Consider the following 15,662-nt stretch of genomic DNA (forward strand, 5'->3'; position numbering starts at 1 on the left):
CCTTTACTCTCAAAGATTGCGAGCGATGCGCGAGCAATAAAACTGCCCCTCCAAGTTGTCGTCGTGCTTGTCGCGGCAACTTGGAAACCCGTGTAAACTGCCTCCACCAAAGCACGAGTTTTCCTTTGGAAAACTCGTGGGAAACGCACAAAGTCAACCTTTATTTAAAAAGTGCGCTTGTAGCGTTTCCATTTTTTACTTTATAATTTCTTCATCTATGGTGCTAAAAATATTAAGTTTTGCGGGTAGTTTGTGTTTCGTCCTTTATGGAATGAAACTTATGAGTGATGGAATCCAGAAGAGTGCTGGACAGAGATTAAAATCCGCGCTTTCTTTTATGACCGGAAACCGTGTTACCGGACTTTTGACGGGGTGCATTCTTACGATGATTATTCAGTCGTCTGGCGCGACCACCGTTATGCTTGTTGGATTTGTAAATGCCGGGCTTGTTACGATTGAGCAGACTGTTGGTGTTATTTTTGGTGCGAATATTGGAACGACCGTTACCGCTTGGATTGTCGCACTTGTCGGATTCGATTTTGACCTAAAATTGTTTGCCATTCCGATTTTTGGACTTGGATATGTTCTGACTCTCCTAAAACGCCTCAAAAAAGAAGGGCTTGGAATCGCAATCATGGGATTCGGGCTTCTCTTTATCGGTTTGGGTTGGCTTTCTTCAACTTTTAAAGATCCTGTTACGGGTGAAACGCTTCCGGATCTTATTGATGCCGTAAAAGCTATTGAAAACTTCGGCGGATTCAGTATTGCCCTTGCAGTCGTTGTGGGCGTAATTTTTACAGGCATGATTCATTCTTCATCTGCGATGACGGCAATCGTAATCACAATTGCGGCTGCGGAACCGAGCTTCTGGAAAATCGGTGCGGCACTCGTAATCGGCTCTACGATGGGCTCCACGATTGATTCAATTATGGCCGCTATGGGCGGAAAACCGGACGCAAAACGTACCGCGCTCATTCATGTTATGTTCAACTGTTCTGCATCCGTGCTTGCGCTGATTTTTTTCAATCCTTTTCTGCGTCTTATAGAATTTATAATTCCCGGCGACATCAACGCAAAAAATATCAGCTATCACATCGCGCTTTTGAACACGACATTCAAAGTCCTTGCAACGATAATTTTTATTCCTTTTGTAAAGCAGATTGCTTCAATTACGCGAAAAATCATCAAAGACAAAAATGATTTTGACAAAGCCTATCATTTTGACTTTAACGAAAAAACCGCTCTCGATATGCCGGAAACTTGCGTGATTCAGGCTCAGAAAGAAATTGCTGATTTTGCGGACATTCTTGTTCAGATGTTTGACCAGCTGCAAATCGGGCTTGGAAAGATGGACAAAAAATTCATTGAAGAAGACTACAAGTCCCTCGAATACTTGGAAAATTACACCGACCAGATGCATTTCCAGCTCACGCACTATCTTATCCGCTGCTCAAGCCTTAACATAAGCGAAGAATCAAAAATGAACGTTTCGCTCATGCTGCAAATTTCGGAGGAACTTGAAAGCATGGCGGACGGATGTCTTTCGATTGCCACGCAGATAAAAAAGGCCGTTATAAAAGAAATGGTTTTCCGCCAAGAAGATTTGGAGCGGCTTTTGCCATATTTTGAACTTTCTCGCCAACTTTTGCAGTTCATTTACAAAAATATTTCTAAAATCCAGAGACTTTCAAAAGATGAATTTGAATTTGCGGCTGAACTTGAAGCACAGATTGATGCCGAACGCAAATCTCTCAAAAAATTGGCCCGTAAGCGACTCGAAAGCGGAGCGGACGTAAAGGCAGAACTTTTGTATCTTGATATGGTTCGTCAGATTGAAAAACTCGGTGACCGCTGCTTTGATATGGCTGATGAATTAGGAAAAGTTTCAAATCTTTAAAAAAGTGTGATATAATCTTAAAAGGTAGTTTAAAAGTTTTACTTTTGGCTTTTTGACTTATTCGGGAAACTAGAAAAATTCTGTCATTGCCGTGCTCGCACGGCAATCTTTCAATAAAACAGTGTTTAAGATTATCGGGGCGCCTGATAATGACAAGCTTTGTAGAAACTCGAAATTGAACCTTATAATCTATTTTGGGGGCATGACATGTACGAATCGGGTGAAGATTACCTTGAAGCGATTTTAAGACTGCAGCTTGAGAACGGCTTTGTAAGGTCTGTTGATGTGGCTCATAAGCTTGCTGTTTCTCGTCCAAGTGTAAGCCGAGCTATGAGTCTTCTCGAAAAAGACGGCTACATTGAATTTTCAATGGGCAACATGATAAAACTTACCGAAAAAGGTCAGGAAAAAGCGGAAGACATTTATGGTCGTCATCGCTTGCTCACAGCCTTTTTGCAAAAAATTACGGGAGTGCCCGAAGATCAGGCGGAAGAAAATGCTTGTCGCGTAGAGCACGACATTGATTCAGATGTTGTCGCTGGAATCAAAAAATGGATGGAAAATAATCCAGAATAAATCAAGGCGTCGCATGAAGATGCCTGTGATTTTTAAGCCTAGAAAATAGCGGACTTAAAATATCGCATTTTCATAGTTGGCTCAAAAAACTCAACTTTTTGAGTCTCAATTAATAAAGTATGAAGAAAAATTCTGCCGTGGAAATTGAATCTGAAAAATATAAAGTTTATGAATATGCGGGAAGACGAAGTTTAGGCTTTTTTCTTCTCGCCCAATTTTTTATAATCTCGTTTTTGGTTGCGGCCATTTCTTACACTTTTTATTCTTTTTATAAAATTGCAAAAGACGATATTTCGTTGATTGGTGAAACTTCGTTGATGCAAGTGGCCGAAAAACTTGACGGATTCCTTTCATGTCAGGAAGAAATTCTTGAAATCACTGCGCGAAACATAAATTATATGCTCGAAAACGGGGATTCTTATACGCGTGTTAAGAATTATTTTTTGAGCGAAACAAAAAAGTTTGCGGAAAAGCCAGAATCAGGAATCATAAGCGTTTACGGTCTTGTTGGCGGAAGATATTTTTCGGGGCGCAACTGGATTCCTCAGAAAAATTTTGACCCGACAAAGCGAGCATGGTTTAAGGCTGCCGTTAAGGCGCAGGGAAAGGTTGCGCTTGTAAGTCCGTATGTTGACGCTGTTTCTGGAAAAGTTATTTTTTCTGTTTCCCAACTTCTTCCAGACAGAAAAAGCGTCGTTGCAATCGACATAAAAATGGACGAACTCCAAAGATTCGCTTACGAGATTCATTCGTCAAATGATTCGGAAGGCTTTATAATGTCGTCGGAAGGGCTTATCGTGGCTCATTCGAGTCCTTCTGAAAACGGAAAAAATTATCTGTTTGACAAAATGACTGCCGAAAATCTTTGGCGGCGGAATATTGCAAAAGCTATCAGCTCTCAAGATCATTTTTCTGCTAATCTAAAATATGATTTTGGAAAAATCGCAGTCTTTTCAGAGACCGTAGATTCCCGCTGGAAAATTTGTATGATTTCCAGGGAGAGCAAACTTTTTTCAAGTTTCAAAAAGAATCTTTACTTGAATTTCTTTATTTCATTCTGTATTTTTGTTTTGATTTTGTATTTTTGTGCGCTTGCTTATTCAAACAAATACAAATCCGTAAATATTTCAGAAACGCTTCGCCGCTACAAAACCGCTCTTGAGGCCAAAATAAAAAAACAGGCTGCTGATTTAAAAACTCAGGCGCAAAATCAGCTTGTGATGCAAGATACTGTAATTGAAGGCATGGCATCGCTAATCGAGTACCGTGACGTTAACACCGGAAAGCACGTTCAGAATACGAAATTTTACTCAAAATTGCTTGCCGAGCACATTTTGGAACTAGGTTTGCACAAAGGCGAAATCGACAAAAATTACATTTGGATGATGGGAAATGCCGCTGCCCTGCACGATGTGGGCAAAATCGGTATTACGGACAGAATTTTGAACAAGTCCGGAAAACTTGACGATTACGAGTACGAGGTGATGAAAACTCACACTCTTATGGGCGGTGGTATAATTCGAAATATTTTTGGACGAGGAATTGATCCAAAGATTATGAAGATGAGCAGCGAGGTTGCCCAATATCATCACGAACGCTGGGACGGAAAGGGCTACCCGCTTGGCTTGAAAGGCGAGGATATTCCGCTTTGCGCACGAATTGTGGCAATTGCCGACGTTTTTGACGCGCTTGTTTCGCCGCGGGTCTATAAAAAAGCGATGTCTTACGAAGAATCCTTTGCAATAATTCAAAAAGATTCCGGCACGCATTTTGACCCGGAACTTGTAAAGCTTTTTATGGATTTAAAACCAAAAATCATTGCGTATCTAGCGAAAAATCAGTGAGATTTTGAGTCTCCACAGAGCCTCTGCATTTATAAACTTGTAAATGTGAAAATCTGTGAATCTCCCTTTTGTAGGAATAAAAATGAAAGTCAGAAAAATTGTTTTTTTTAGCTTAATTTTGTGCGCGGGCGCGTTTATTTTTTTTAATTTCTTTTATGATTCAAATCTGCAAGAAAGCACTTACAGTTACCGTGAATTTTATGAGATGGTCAGAGAAAATAAGATTGAATCTGCTGTTTTGACCGACGACAAAATCGAATTCACGCTTCGCGAAAGCCAGAGCCCCGGCGAAAAATTTTTTGTGGAAAATCCGGCTTCCCCAACTTTGAATGAATATTTGCTTTTGCACGACGTAAAAGTGAGCGTTGAAAAATCAATTGACCAAATCATTTCGCTCATTCTTGATTCAATTTTTTATTTAATTTTCTTCGGCACGATTTTTTTTGTGTTCAAAAAAATTTATTTCTCCGAACACGTTCAAAGTCGTTCGAAAAACTGGCGTAAAATTTGATGATGTGATTGGCATGGAAAACTTAAAAAATTACATGTGCCAGGTTATGACGATTATGAAAAATCCCCGCGAATACGCGAAAAAGGGCGTTCGAATGCCTAAAGGCGTGATTCTTGAGGGCGCGCCAGGAAACGGAAAGACGCTTTTTGCCCGCGCCGTTGCCGGTGAAGCGAACGTGAATTTTATTGCCGCCAAAGCGACTGATTTTGAGAGCATGTTCATGGCGATTGGCCCGATGAAAGTTAAGCTTTTGTTTAAAAAAGCCCGTCGCCGCGCGCCTTGCATTGTATTTATTGACGAATTTGACGGAATCGGAACTAAGCGGAACTACAGCGGTTCTGCAATTGAAACCGAGAACACGCGAATAGTAACGGCGTTGCTGAACGAACTTGACGGCTTTGAGACCAATTCGGGAATCCTTGTGCTCGCGGCTACAAATTCCCTTGCCGCGTTGGACGAAGCTCTTGTGCGTCCTGGCCGTTTTGATGCGCACGTTAGCGTTCCGTACCCGAATCTTGAAAGCCGCATAAAATTGTGCGAAATGTATTTGCGCGGAAAAAATTATGATGTTTCTGTGACTGCCGAAAAACTTGCCCGCCATTTTGACGGGGCAAGCTGTGCAAAAATCGAGTCTGCCCTGAACGAGGCAGTGCTTGCCGCCGAATTGCATGGCAGAACTCAATTTTCGCTTGATGATGTAAAATAGCCCCGTTGGCGCTAAGTTTGCGGTGGCTGAGCTTAGTCGAAACCACCTTCAGCCATGATTGACATTCGGCAATCTATTTTAATTTGTGCGAAATTGCATTTGCGACACGCTCTCCGTCGATTGCGGAAGACCCGATTCCGCCGGAGTAACCGCTGCCTTCGCCGGCTGGGTAAAGGTTTGCGATTCCTTCGCATTCCAAAGTTTCCTTGCTGCGTAAAATTCGCACCGGAGTGCTCGTTCGGGTTTCGGTTGCGATTAAAAGTGCGTCGTCTGCTACAAAACCGTGCATGTTCTTGTCAAAATCTCTGAAGCCCTTTTGAAGCCGTTCTGAAATTTCTTTTGGAAGCCATTCGTCAAGTCTGCTCGTAACGAGTCCTGGTTTGTAGCTTGAAGGCGGAAGTTCTTTTGATTCGCGGTGAGCCAAAAAATCGGTGAGCTTTTGTGCAGGTGCTTTTTGACCGTCGCTATGCTTGAAAGTTTCTTCTTCGAGCCAGGTTCGCCAATAAAGACCGGCCAGTGCTTTGCATCCGTCTTTTTCGGCTTGCAGTACAAATTCTTCTGGCGTGTCTTCTGGGCGGCGCTCAACGACGATTGCCGCGTTGCTCCACTGACTGTTTCGGCCGGAGCTGGACATTCCGTTGATTACGATTTGATTTTTTGCGGTCGCGCACGGAACTACATGTCCGCCTGGGCACATGCAGAAACTGTAAACGCCGCGCCCGTCTTCCTGGGCTGTGAGTCTGTATTCCGCAGCTTGCGGCATCAATTTTCCGTGGAACTGAATAAAATCAATCAACTCGCGAGGATGTTCAACCCGTACACCCACGGCAAATGTTTTAGCTTCAAGAGAATCCGGGTTGATTTTTGAAATCATCTTGTAAACGTCTGTTGCAGAATGACCCGTTGCAAGAATTACAGCGTCGCCAAAAAGTTCGCTTTCTTCGCCGCTCGTTACGTTCTTTAGCTTTACGCCGGTAACGGTGAGCTTTCCATCTTTTTTTTCTGTGAGCAGATTCGTGCACTGTGTGTCAAAGAAAAATTCACCGCCAAGCGAAATGATTTTTTTTCGCATTCCACTGATGATTTCCGGGAGTTTGTCCGTTCCGATGTGAGGATGGGCATCTGTAAGAATTCTTTCTGTTGCGCCGAACTCAACGAAAATTCTGTAGATTTTTCCGATGTCGCCGCGTTTGTTGCTTCGTGTGTATAGTTTTCCGTCGCTGAAAGTTCCGGCTCCACCTTCGCCAAAGCAGTAATTTGAATTTTCGTTCAAAATTCCTTCGTTTCGGATTGCGTCAATGTCGTTTTTTCGTTCTTCAGCCGGAGTTCCCCGTTCAATAACGATTGGCTTGATTCCGTCTTCGAGCAATCTGAATGCGGCGTAAAGTCCTGCAGGCCCTGAACCGATGATGATGACTTTGTGCTTTCCGTCCGCTGTTTTCCAGACCGGGAGAGTTTCTCCGTCTCCGTTAGGCTCTTCGCCGATGTATATTTTGTATCTGAGAATTAACTTTATTTGTCCGTGCCGCGCGTCAATAGATTTTTTTTCAAAAACCGAAATAATATCCTTTGGATTTGCCGCGATATTTTTCTTTTCGAGGGCTTTTAAAATCTGTTCGTTAATAACCTTTTGATTTTTTTCGTCGTTTGGCTTTATTGTTATAGAAAGTTCTGTTGTCATATTAAATGTGATTATAGTTCCCTGTAAAAAATACGACAATAGGGAAACGCACAAGTCAACCTAAATCCTCAAAGCCAACTTGCAGCGTTTCCGTAAACGCACAAGTCAACCTAAATCCTCAAAGTCAACTTGCAGCGTTTCCGTAAACTCACGAGCCAACCTGAATTTTAAGAGTTCGCATGGTCTGGCAGAAGAGTGTAGTCCAGTTTTTGTCACCTCGAGCGTAGTCGAGAGGTCTGCATCAACAGACAACAGATTTCTCCACTTCCTTCGGTCGGTCGAAATGACAAGGGAAATATCCACCTTGCATTCTTTGTCGCGGTGATTTTGAAACCCTTGTAAAGTGACCCACCAAAGCGCGAGTTTTGCTTCGTCAAAACTCGCGGGAAACGCACAAGTCAACCCGAAGTCTCAAAGCCAACTTGCAGCGTTTCCCTTTATACTTTAAATAAATCAATCTGTGAACCGATTTGTTCGATTGACTTCTGCATCGTCTCCGAAATGGTTGTAAGCGTTTTTCCGTTCGATTCAATTTGCTGTGCGCCAAAACTCATGCGGCCAATATTAGATTTCATCGCATCGGTGGCTTCTTGCAAATTATTTACCTCGTTCAAAATGGACTGATTGTCGGCAGACATGTTTGAAGACGACGTTCGAACCTGACTCGTACTTTCGTGCATCATCGAAAGCGCCTGTGTAATTTGCCGGCTGCCTTGTTCGCTTTCTTCCATTGCGCTGCGGATTTGCTGAACGATGGAATCTGTCTGCTGAATTTTTTCGCTCACAAAACCGAATGCATTTTTTGCCTCAGAACTTGCCGAAACGACGTTTTCGATTGATTTTTGAATTTTTTGCAGCTCCGAGCCGATTGTTTTGGACTGAGCCGTTGAACTTTCTGAAAGCGCTCGAATTTCGTCCGCAACCACGCTGAATCCCATTCCGGCGGCTCCGGCGTGGGCAGCTTCGATTGACGCATTCATCGCGAGCAGGTTTGTTTCGCTGGCAATTTTACTGATTGTCTTGTTCGCGTTCAAAAGCATAAGACTCTGCTCTTCAATCAGGTTTATCTGCGTGTTGACCGCATTTTGCTTTTCGATTCCGCTCCGCGTGAATTCTTCGAGCTGAGAAAAAGCCGTTACCATCATTTCTGTGCTCTTCGAAACCGAATTGATGTTTTCGAGCATCTGTTCGATTGCCGCACTTGCCTGATTGATTCCGCTTGCCTGATTTTCTATGAGCTTGTTCAGATTCTCAATGTTTTTTGCAATTTGTTTTACCGAAGACACTGTTTGCTCAACGCTCTGGCTTTGGTTTTCGATATGCGAAGTTACCATATTTATGTCAGATGAAATTTGGGCGATGGATTTTCCTGTTTCTTCTGTAGTTTTCTGCATTGATTTATCAACTGTCGTCAGTGCAGATTTTGATTCTTTTATCTGGCTGATGATTGTGTGAAGATTGTCTATGAAGGTGTTGAATCCAGAAACTACGCCGCCAATTTCATCTTTTGATTTTATCGAGATTTTTTTTGTTAAATCCGCGTCTCCGCTGGCAATTTCCGAGATTGAGTGTTTTAAGTACAAAAGCGGGTTCAGCTGTTTTGTCATATAAATTGAAGTGAACAAAATCAAAAGCGTAACGATTACAAGACTGCATGCCGCAATGTTCAAGCTGCTCTTCCGTGCCGAAAGAAGAACTTCTTTTTCTGGAATTACGAGTCCGACAGACCAATGAGTGCCGTCGATTGGGGCATAATAAACGTAGTCATACTGATTGTTGCTTTTGTTGAAGATTCTCCTGTAGTCGCTTGAACCGCTGAGCATGTCTTCTGTCATTTCTGTGTAGCCGATTAAGCCAGCTTCTTCGTCGCCAAGTTTGTATTTGTTCTTCATTATTTGGCTTTCGTCCGGGTAGGCGATTGTGGTTCCGTTGCTGTCGATTGCGTAGGCAAAGCCCATTTCGCCAAGGTTTGTGTTTTCGATTTCGTGCTGAATTATATCAACAGGAACCGCGCCAACGAAAATTCCGAACATGATTCCGTTGTTGTCGATTGCAGGCTCGGCAATAGTGAACAAGTATTTTCCAAGCGTTGGAGAGCGGATTGGGTCAGAGATGTAATTTGGTTCACCGCTTTGCATTATTGCACCGTAATAGCTTGTGTCCGTGATGTTTGTGGCCTGGCCGTCGGAGGTGTAGAGAATTCCGTCTATTCCGCAGATTCCGACGTATTCAAAATCAACGCTCATCAAATGCTGATTTTCCATTATGAAGTTACGTATTTTATGAACATCACCGTCCCAAAATACTTCATTTTTTGTAAAAATCCGTAAATCTTTGTAGTAACTGCTGAGCCAATAGCTTAGTGCCGCCGAACCGCGTTCAACGATTGTTTTGCTGAGTTCAGAAAATGAACGTTTGTTGTAATTTCCGATTGAAAAGCTAAGGATTCCGACTAGTAATGTGAAAAAAAAGACCAAAAGAACAAAAATTGAGGTTTCAAGTTTAAAAGGAAGAGAGTGAATTATCTGTCCCCTTTCTTTAAGAACTGCTTTTTTTAGATTTTTTTTTGCTATTTTTTCTCTCTTTTTTGCATTTTTAACTGTCTTTTTTTTCGTTTTTGTCCATAAATCCCACCTGCCCACATATATTTTGTTATATTATCATCGGAAATCTCCAAAAAGTCAAAATAAAACACGTTATATGTCGGTTTTCTTAAAAAAATCTGTACACAAATGTAAAGGTGATTTTTTTTAGCCTACTTATATAACAGAACGCAAAAATTTGTTAAAATCAGACATCGCAAATGTGCGAAAAAAAGTTTTAGAGGAATCTTATGACTGTTAATTCTTTGGAAAAAATTCTTGGTGCAAATGAGTACCCTGGACGCGGAATTGTCGCTGGAAAATCTGAGGACGGAAAATACGCCGTTTCTGCTTATTGGACTATGGGGCGAAGCGCAGGCAGCCGAAACAGAATCTTTGTCGTTGAGCAGGAAAACGGAAGCGAAGTTGTTCGAACGAAGGCCTATGACCCGACTTTGATTGCAGGGGACCCAAGTTTGATTATTTATGCGGCTGTGCGACAGCTTGGTTCTTCAACAATCGTAACGAACGGTGACCAAACCGACACGATTTATGACGGATTAAAAAACGGCCTTACTTTTGAGCAGTCTTTGCGAAGCCGAAAATACGAGCACGACGCACCGAATTTTACTCCAAGAATTTCCTCCCTTCTCACCGTTGAGAACGGAAAATATGATTATGCGATTTCGATTCTAAAAAGCGATTCTGGAAACGGAGACAACTGTCTTCGCTTCACTTACACATACGACAACCCTCAGAATGGCGAAGGACATTTTATTCACACATACAAAGAAAACGGAAATCCTCTGCCGTCGTTTGAGGGAGAGCCTGTAAAAGTTGCCATAAAAGGCGGAATTGAAGAATTTTCGTCAAAAATTTGGAATTCGCTCAACGCCGAAAACAAAGTTTCGCTTTTTGTAAGATTTATAGATTTGCAGACTGGCAAATACGAAGAGAAAATTTTTAATAAGAACGAAGAGTAAAAAACTAAATAAAAAATCTGCACTAGCGGACGACAGTGCAGATTTTTACATTTTTAAGTTTATTTTGCGGAGCTGATAGGAGATTTTTATGAAAACCGATGATAATAAAAAAAATAACTGTAATCTGCACGACCGTTCTCGTAGAAACCTCCCCGCAGGCAATGCCGTTGGGGGCAGCTTGCATTGCGTCCGCAATAAAAAACGACGTGCAGACAAAAAATCTTTTTGAAGTTTTGTTGCAGGATTTTTCCCGCGAAGATGACTATTACATAGAAGCTTTTAAACAAGGCGGTGAAGATTCCTGTGCAAAAATTATTGCAGAAAAACTGGCAAAAAAAAATCCGTTTGCGGTTGCGTTCAGCGTGTATGTTTGGAATCATAAAATTCTTGACAAAGCGGCAGGCGAGCTAAAAAAACTTTGCCCCGACTGCGTTACGATTGCGGGCGGACCGGAAGTTACCGCCGCTCCCCAGAATTTTTCTAATTTTGACTACACGGTTGCCGGTCAGGGGGAAAGTGCTGTGCCCGCACTTTTGGCAGAACTTTGCTCGGAAAACGCCTCGGAAGTGCAAAAAGACGATTTTATTTTTCCGATTCCTGGCGTTTACAAAAAAGGCAATTTTGCGGCAGAAAATTCTTCGTTTTCCGTTTTTAGGGCAGTGCCTTGCAGTCCTGATTCAATTTCCTCGCCATATCTTGACGGAACTTTGGATCCGGCAAAATACGGTGGCGCGCTTTGGGAGCTTGCACGGGGTTGTCCGTTCAAATGCTCATACTGCTACGAAAGCAAGGGCGAAAAAAAAATTGCCTATTTTCCAATGGAGCGGCTTGAAAAAGAAATCGAACTTTTTGCCGAAAAAAAAATCCCGCAGGTTTTCGTTCTGGACCCGACCTACAACGCAAGCAAAGAACGTGCCATAAAAATGCTGAACATTATCCGTAAAAAAGCTCCGGGAATGTTCTTTTATTTTGAGGCGCGCGCGGAATTCATTGACCGGGAACTTGCCCATGCTTTTTCAAAAGTTCCTTGCTGCATTCAGTTTGGGCTTCAAAGTTCCAATCCGGCCGTGCTGAAAAATGTGCACCGAACGCTGGACAAAAAACTTTTTTCAAAAAATATCGGCTTTCTGAACGAAGAAGGCGTAACGTTCGGATTCGATTTGATTTACGGGCTTCCGGGTGATAATTTTAACGGCTTCTGCGATTCAATTGATTTTGCGCTCTCGCTTTACCCGAACAATTTGGAGCTTTTCTGTCTTAGCGTTCTTCCCGGAACGAACTTGCATGACGATGCAAAAAACTTTGGAATGGTCTGGGACAAAAATCCGCCATATCATGTTATAAAAACGCCGTTTTTTGGCGAGGAAGATTTGGCGAAGGCAAAAAAACTTGCCGAGGCTACGAATCTTTTTTACACTCAGGGGCGGGCGGTTCCGTGGTTCAATGCGGTTTTGTATCCTCTGAACGAAAAGCCGTCTGATTTTCTTTGGGATTTTGCTAATTATATAGAAGAAAAAAATCAAATTCCGCTTGGCTCGCTTTCTAGCCAAAAAATCACGGAACTGCAAAAAGAATTCGTTCGCCAAAAATACGAGCGAAAACGGCTTCACAAAATGGTTGCGATTGCCGAGGATTTGATTGTGATGAACGGCGCGCTGGGACTTTGCACGTTCGACGGAACTGAATCTGTGGTAACGACGAACTATCACCCCGATGACGTGATGAGCGAGTACGGCACCGATCTGGAATTCTTCTCAAAAAACGCAGGCAAACAAAAATGCCGCGTAAAGATTTTCGAGAGCAAATACGGTGCCGATTGGAAAACGATTTAATTCTTCAGGGATTGCTTCATTCTTGAAGAATTGAAATTTTGTCTTATTCTCGCTTAATTATAACCGAACCAAAAAGGTCGTCTTCCCCGGTGATTGTAAGAAAGGCTCCTTTAGGAACATTCTTGTTTAGTTTTGCCGTCAGGCGGAAATAAAAAGGATTGTAAGTATACGATTTAACATAATATCCCTTTTGTTCTTTGCCATTTTCGTTAACGTTTACGCTGAGTCTGTAGTTTTCAACGTTTCCTGAAAGATAAACTTGTATTTCGTTATCAGAAACAAATTCTGCGCGTTCAACTTGTGCAGTGTCTCCGCTGGAGCACGCTGAACAAAGGACTGCCAAAAACAAAATTGCAAATAAAATTGAAATTTTCTGCAAAACTGATTTTTTCATTTCTTTACCTCTAAGTTTTTCGATTTTTTTATTTTAAACGTTCTGATGTTTGGTTATGTTCGTCGAGTGCCCACAAATAGCCTATGAACGACTTTATGCATTCTTTTACATCTTCTGACTTTTCTTCTGCAGGCTTAAAAAGTTTGTAGTCATTTACAGAACATTCTGCAAAAAGAATCTTGTTTTCTTTGTCTGTAATCTGAAAAACTTGATTTTTGTCAAAAATTGCCTCACGTTTCTCTACTTTAGCGTTAAAATATCGCCATAAATTTTCTTCTGGCTCATCCTTAAATTTCCCAGTTCCTCTCGGTTTGTATTCATAGTCTCGTGTTACATTAACAAGAAATTCCGTGCCGTTTTTAGAACAGAATGATGCAACTTCAAACGGAATTTTTTCGGAATCTCCGTTAATTCTGTGATTCATGGAAAGTTTTCCTCCGCCTTCTGGAACTGAGTCAAATATGAACGCTTTAATTTTTTCTTTTTTGTTAGATGGAAGAGGTGCATCATAATGACCTGAAATTAGTTGAAATCCTTTATGAGAAGTTCCCAAAACATAGAATTCATAAATAATCGGAACAGACCCGTTGTTTTCTTCGACAGTTCCTTCCCAACGGTATTCATACCCTTCCAAAGATTGGATGCGATCTGAAATCGCATTTTCTCCGCTGAGTATTATTGTGCCTGAGTCATCAGATTTTGTACGCATTCCGCTTATAAAAAAATCATTTTTCTTCAGGTTTGCAGGTTTGTCAACAGAACTTCCGTAAATAAAAGAGCCAAAAGCTCCTCGTTTTTGAGCAAAATAAATATTTCCAGATTCAATTAGTTCGTCGTCAGCGAGTGAAGATTTGTTAAGAATGTTTCCTGTCATGTCAAAATGTATCGTACTGCAACTTGCAAAAAATATTACTGAAGCAAATGTGACCAATGACAATAAACTTTTTCTACGCATATAAAATTCTCCAACACTAAAATAATTTCTAAGTTTTCAAGTTTTTCTTTACAGGGGATAAGCTTGGCAGGTTTTCATTTTTAAACCTTTACGTTCATGCAGTCGAGGGCTGCTTTGTAAAACGAGGCTGTAATGCCTGAAAGCAATTTTATAGTTTCGTCCTCGGCTGAATCGCTGAACTCACCTTTTAGCTTATATTTGTCGAGGATTTTTTTGTCTGTGTAGATTTCGCAGACTCGGTTTGACGACTCACATTCGATTATGAATTTTACGTTCGTTGGATTGTGCATGATGTTTGCACCGCCGAGCCCATCTTTTGTTGCAACGTAAACGAAATACACTTTACCGCCAGTGATGAAATAGCCGAATTCCTCCATTGGAAGCATAGAACGATTGTCGAGAGATTCTTTTAGGTCAAAGCTAACTTCTTTGCACGTAAGATTCTGCATTCCGACTAAAATTCCTTGCTCTGCATTAATACCTTCGTTGCAAATAATTTCAAAAGTCAATGGAATAAGCTCTGAGTTAAGCTGAATTGTACCGTTCCACTCGTAAATATTACTCTCTCTGTTAAAAAATAAATCAAAAAGTGCGAGTTTCCATGAATGAATTCCTTTAAGGCGATTCAGTTTTAATTCCCCAGAAACCAATAGTTTTTCATCTGTATTTGTTTGTTCTGTAGTAGCATCTTGCGAAATTTTATACGCAGGAAAAACTGTTGCACAGGAACAGAGAAAGAGTGATAGTGCTATGGAAAGAAAAAGTATCGTTACAATTCTATTTTGCATAAACTGTATTTAAAAGCTTAAAAATTAATAAGCCGTCGTTACAAAATTAATTGTATGACGGCTTATTCTGAATTTATTTTATGGAATTAGAATTTGTAGCACAGACCGATTGTTGGTGTAACAGAAAAATTACCGAGAATATCGCGGGTCAAGCCTGAGTACGAAGTAACGTTATCCTTCTCGTTTGAATATGTAACCGACTCAGTTCCCATTTTAAAGCGTGCTCCAACATTGGCAAAAAGATAAAACTGGCTTCCGAGTCGTTTCATAAATGTAACGTCTGCCCCAATGCCATAAGTAAGTTGCTTAAAAGACATGTCGCTGAATGCAGGAATGTTTGAATCGTCGTTAAACAAGTTCCTTCCGATGCTGCACATTCCAAAGACTGAGAAAATTGTGTCTTCCGTGTGCAAGAACGAATAACCGGCACCTGCGTTCAACACTGTGTACAGTCCAGTTTCTCTGCCCATGTTCGGAAAATCTTCAGTTGTTACAATTCCGGCGCCAAAGTCCGCTTTTAAGCTGAAACCATTTTCTTTGTTTACTGTAAGCAAAGAAAGGTCAAATCCGCCGCCAATGTTTTTGCGGGAACCGTCATCGTCAACTTTGTAGTTAGAGAAAACTCCGCTCAATCCAGCCCCGATGAAAGAATCGTAATTCTTTTCGCTGCCTTCTGCGAAAACCGCGGTACCCAAAACTAATGCACTTAAAATCGTAATAATTTTTTTCATGTTTATAAATTCCTTTTTTTTGTGTACCTGCTAGCAAGGTGACAGAAAAAAATAACAACCACCCCACTAGGCAAGTTACAAAATTTATAATAAAAAATTAGGCAATAATCTTAATATCATCAGATGCAGCTGTGGCAACACCAGAAGTTACTCCACCTACTACAAATGCCATAATTGCTACC

13 protein-coding genes are annotated in these 15,662 nt (G+C 41.4%); 7 read left to right on the top strand and 6 right to left on the bottom strand.

What is annotated here, in order from left to right:
- Positions 1-217: 217 nt before the first annotated feature.
- From JI65_RS00490 to JI65_RS00510, 5 genes are all read left to right on the top strand, one after another.
- Complete coding sequence (locus JI65_RS00490; RefSeq protein WP_191013396.1) at positions 218-1,897, top strand: Na/Pi cotransporter family protein; 1,680 nt, start codon at positions 218-220, stop codon at positions 1,895-1,897.
- A gap of 207 nt (positions 1,898-2,104) precedes the next feature.
- A complete protein-coding gene (locus JI65_RS00495; RefSeq protein WP_191013397.1) occupies positions 2,105-2,473 on the top strand; it encodes a metal-dependent transcriptional regulator in 369 nt (122 codons plus the stop codon).
- Between the two features lie 119 nt (positions 2,474-2,592).
- Positions 2,593-4,317, top strand: a complete 1,725-nt coding sequence (locus JI65_RS00500) for an HD domain-containing phosphohydrolase (protein WP_191013398.1) — start codon at positions 2,593-2,595, stop codon at positions 4,315-4,317.
- Positions 4,318-4,399: 82 nt separating this feature from the next.
- Positions 4,400-4,828 (top strand): ATP-dependent metallopeptidase FtsH/Yme1/Tma family protein, encoded by a 429-nt coding sequence (locus JI65_RS00505; RefSeq protein ID WP_191013399.1) that lies wholly within the window; start codon positions 4,400-4,402, stop codon positions 4,826-4,828.
- Positions 4,761-5,534, top strand: coding sequence for an ATP-binding protein (locus JI65_RS00510; protein ID WP_191013400.1), 774 nt, complete (start codon positions 4,761-4,763; stop codon positions 5,532-5,534). Before JI65_RS00505 ends, JI65_RS00510 begins: the two co-directional genes overlap by 68 nt.
- 73 nt (positions 5,535-5,607) lie before the next feature.
- On the opposite strand, the gene JI65_RS00515 is transcribed toward JI65_RS00510, so the two are convergent.
- Positions 5,608-7,215: an NAD(P)/FAD-dependent oxidoreductase gene (locus tag JI65_RS00515; protein WP_191013401.1), complete on the bottom strand. Its 1,608-nt coding sequence runs from the start codon at positions 7,213-7,215 to the stop codon at positions 5,608-5,610.
- 437 nt (positions 7,216-7,652) lie between these two features.
- Positions 7,653-9,692 (bottom strand): methyl-accepting chemotaxis protein, encoded by a 2,040-nt coding sequence (locus JI65_RS00520; protein ID WP_191013402.1) that lies wholly within the window; start codon positions 9,690-9,692, stop codon positions 7,653-7,655.
- Positions 9,693-10,048: 356 nt separating this feature from the next.
- Here JI65_RS00520 and JI65_RS00525 point away from each other — a divergent pair, with 356 nt between their 5' ends.
- Both JI65_RS00525 and JI65_RS00530 read left to right on the top strand, forming a co-directional pair.
- A complete protein-coding gene (locus tag JI65_RS00525) occupies positions 10,049-10,780 on the top strand; it encodes an IMP cyclohydrolase (RefSeq protein ID WP_191013403.1) in 732 nt (243 codons plus the stop codon).
- Between the two features lie 98 nt (positions 10,781-10,878).
- Positions 10,879-12,612 (top strand): B12-binding domain-containing radical SAM protein, encoded by a 1,734-nt coding sequence (locus tag JI65_RS00530; protein WP_191013404.1) that lies wholly within the window; start codon positions 10,879-10,881, stop codon positions 12,610-12,612.
- A 43-nt stretch (positions 12,613-12,655) separates the two neighbouring features.
- Here the strand turns inward: JI65_RS00530 and JI65_RS00535 are convergent, their stop codons facing one another.
- From JI65_RS00535 to JI65_RS00550, 4 genes are all read right to left on the bottom strand, one after another.
- A complete protein-coding gene (locus JI65_RS00535) occupies positions 12,656-13,006 on the bottom strand; it encodes a hypothetical protein (RefSeq protein ID WP_191013405.1) in 351 nt (116 codons plus the stop codon).
- 28 nt (positions 13,007-13,034) lie between these two features.
- Complete coding sequence (locus JI65_RS00540) at positions 13,035-13,880, bottom strand: hypothetical protein (RefSeq protein ID WP_191013406.1); 846 nt, start codon at positions 13,878-13,880, stop codon at positions 13,035-13,037.
- Positions 13,881-14,041: 161 nt separating this feature from the next.
- A complete protein-coding gene (locus JI65_RS00545) occupies positions 14,042-14,611 on the bottom strand; it encodes a hypothetical protein (protein ID WP_191013407.1) in 570 nt (189 codons plus the stop codon).
- A 224-nt stretch (positions 14,612-14,835) separates the two neighbouring features.
- Entirely contained in the window at positions 14,836-15,480 is a 645-nt protein-coding gene (locus tag JI65_RS00550) for a hypothetical protein (RefSeq protein WP_191013408.1), read from the bottom strand.
- Positions 15,481-15,662 lie beyond the last annotated feature (182 nt).

It is taken from the genome of Treponema zioleckii, assembly GCF_014737315.1.
In the GTDB taxonomy this organism is placed as follows: domain Bacteria; phylum Spirochaetota; class Spirochaetia; order Treponematales; family Treponemataceae; genus Treponema_D; species Treponema_D zioleckii.

What these genes read in the sequence shown, in the direction of transcription:
- JI65_RS00530 (WP_191013404.1), top strand. Translation starts at nt 10,879, where the DNA reads ATGATAATAAAAAAAATAACTGTAATCTGCACGACCGTTCTCGTAGAA.
- JI65_RS00540 (WP_191013406.1), bottom strand. Translation starts at nt 13,880, where the DNA reads ATGACAGGAAACATTCTTAACAAATCTTCACTCGCTGACGACGAACTA.
- JI65_RS00550 (WP_191013408.1), bottom strand. Translation starts at nt 15,480, where the DNA reads ATGAAAAAAATTATTACGATTTTAAGTGCATTAGTTTTGGGTACCGCG.
- JI65_RS00535 (WP_191013405.1), bottom strand. Translation starts at nt 13,006, where the DNA reads ATGAAAAAATCAGTTTTGCAGAAAATTTCAATTTTATTTGCAATTTTG.
- JI65_RS00490 (WP_191013396.1), top strand. Translation starts at nt 218, where the DNA reads ATGGTGCTAAAAATATTAAGTTTTGCGGGTAGTTTGTGTTTCGTCCTT.
- JI65_RS00525 (WP_191013403.1), top strand. Translation starts at nt 10,049, where the DNA reads ATGACTGTTAATTCTTTGGAAAAAATTCTTGGTGCAAATGAGTACCCT.
- JI65_RS00495 (WP_191013397.1), top strand. Translation starts at nt 2,105, where the DNA reads ATGTACGAATCGGGTGAAGATTACCTTGAAGCGATTTTAAGACTGCAG.
- JI65_RS00505 (WP_191013399.1), top strand. Translation starts at nt 4,400, where the DNA reads ATGAAAGTCAGAAAAATTGTTTTTTTTAGCTTAATTTTGTGCGCGGGC.
- JI65_RS00500 (WP_191013398.1), top strand. Translation starts at nt 2,593, where the DNA reads ATGAAGAAAAATTCTGCCGTGGAAATTGAATCTGAAAAATATAAAGTT.
- JI65_RS00515 (WP_191013401.1), bottom strand. Translation starts at nt 7,215, where the DNA reads ATGACAACAGAACTTTCTATAACAATAAAGCCAAACGACGAAAAAAAT.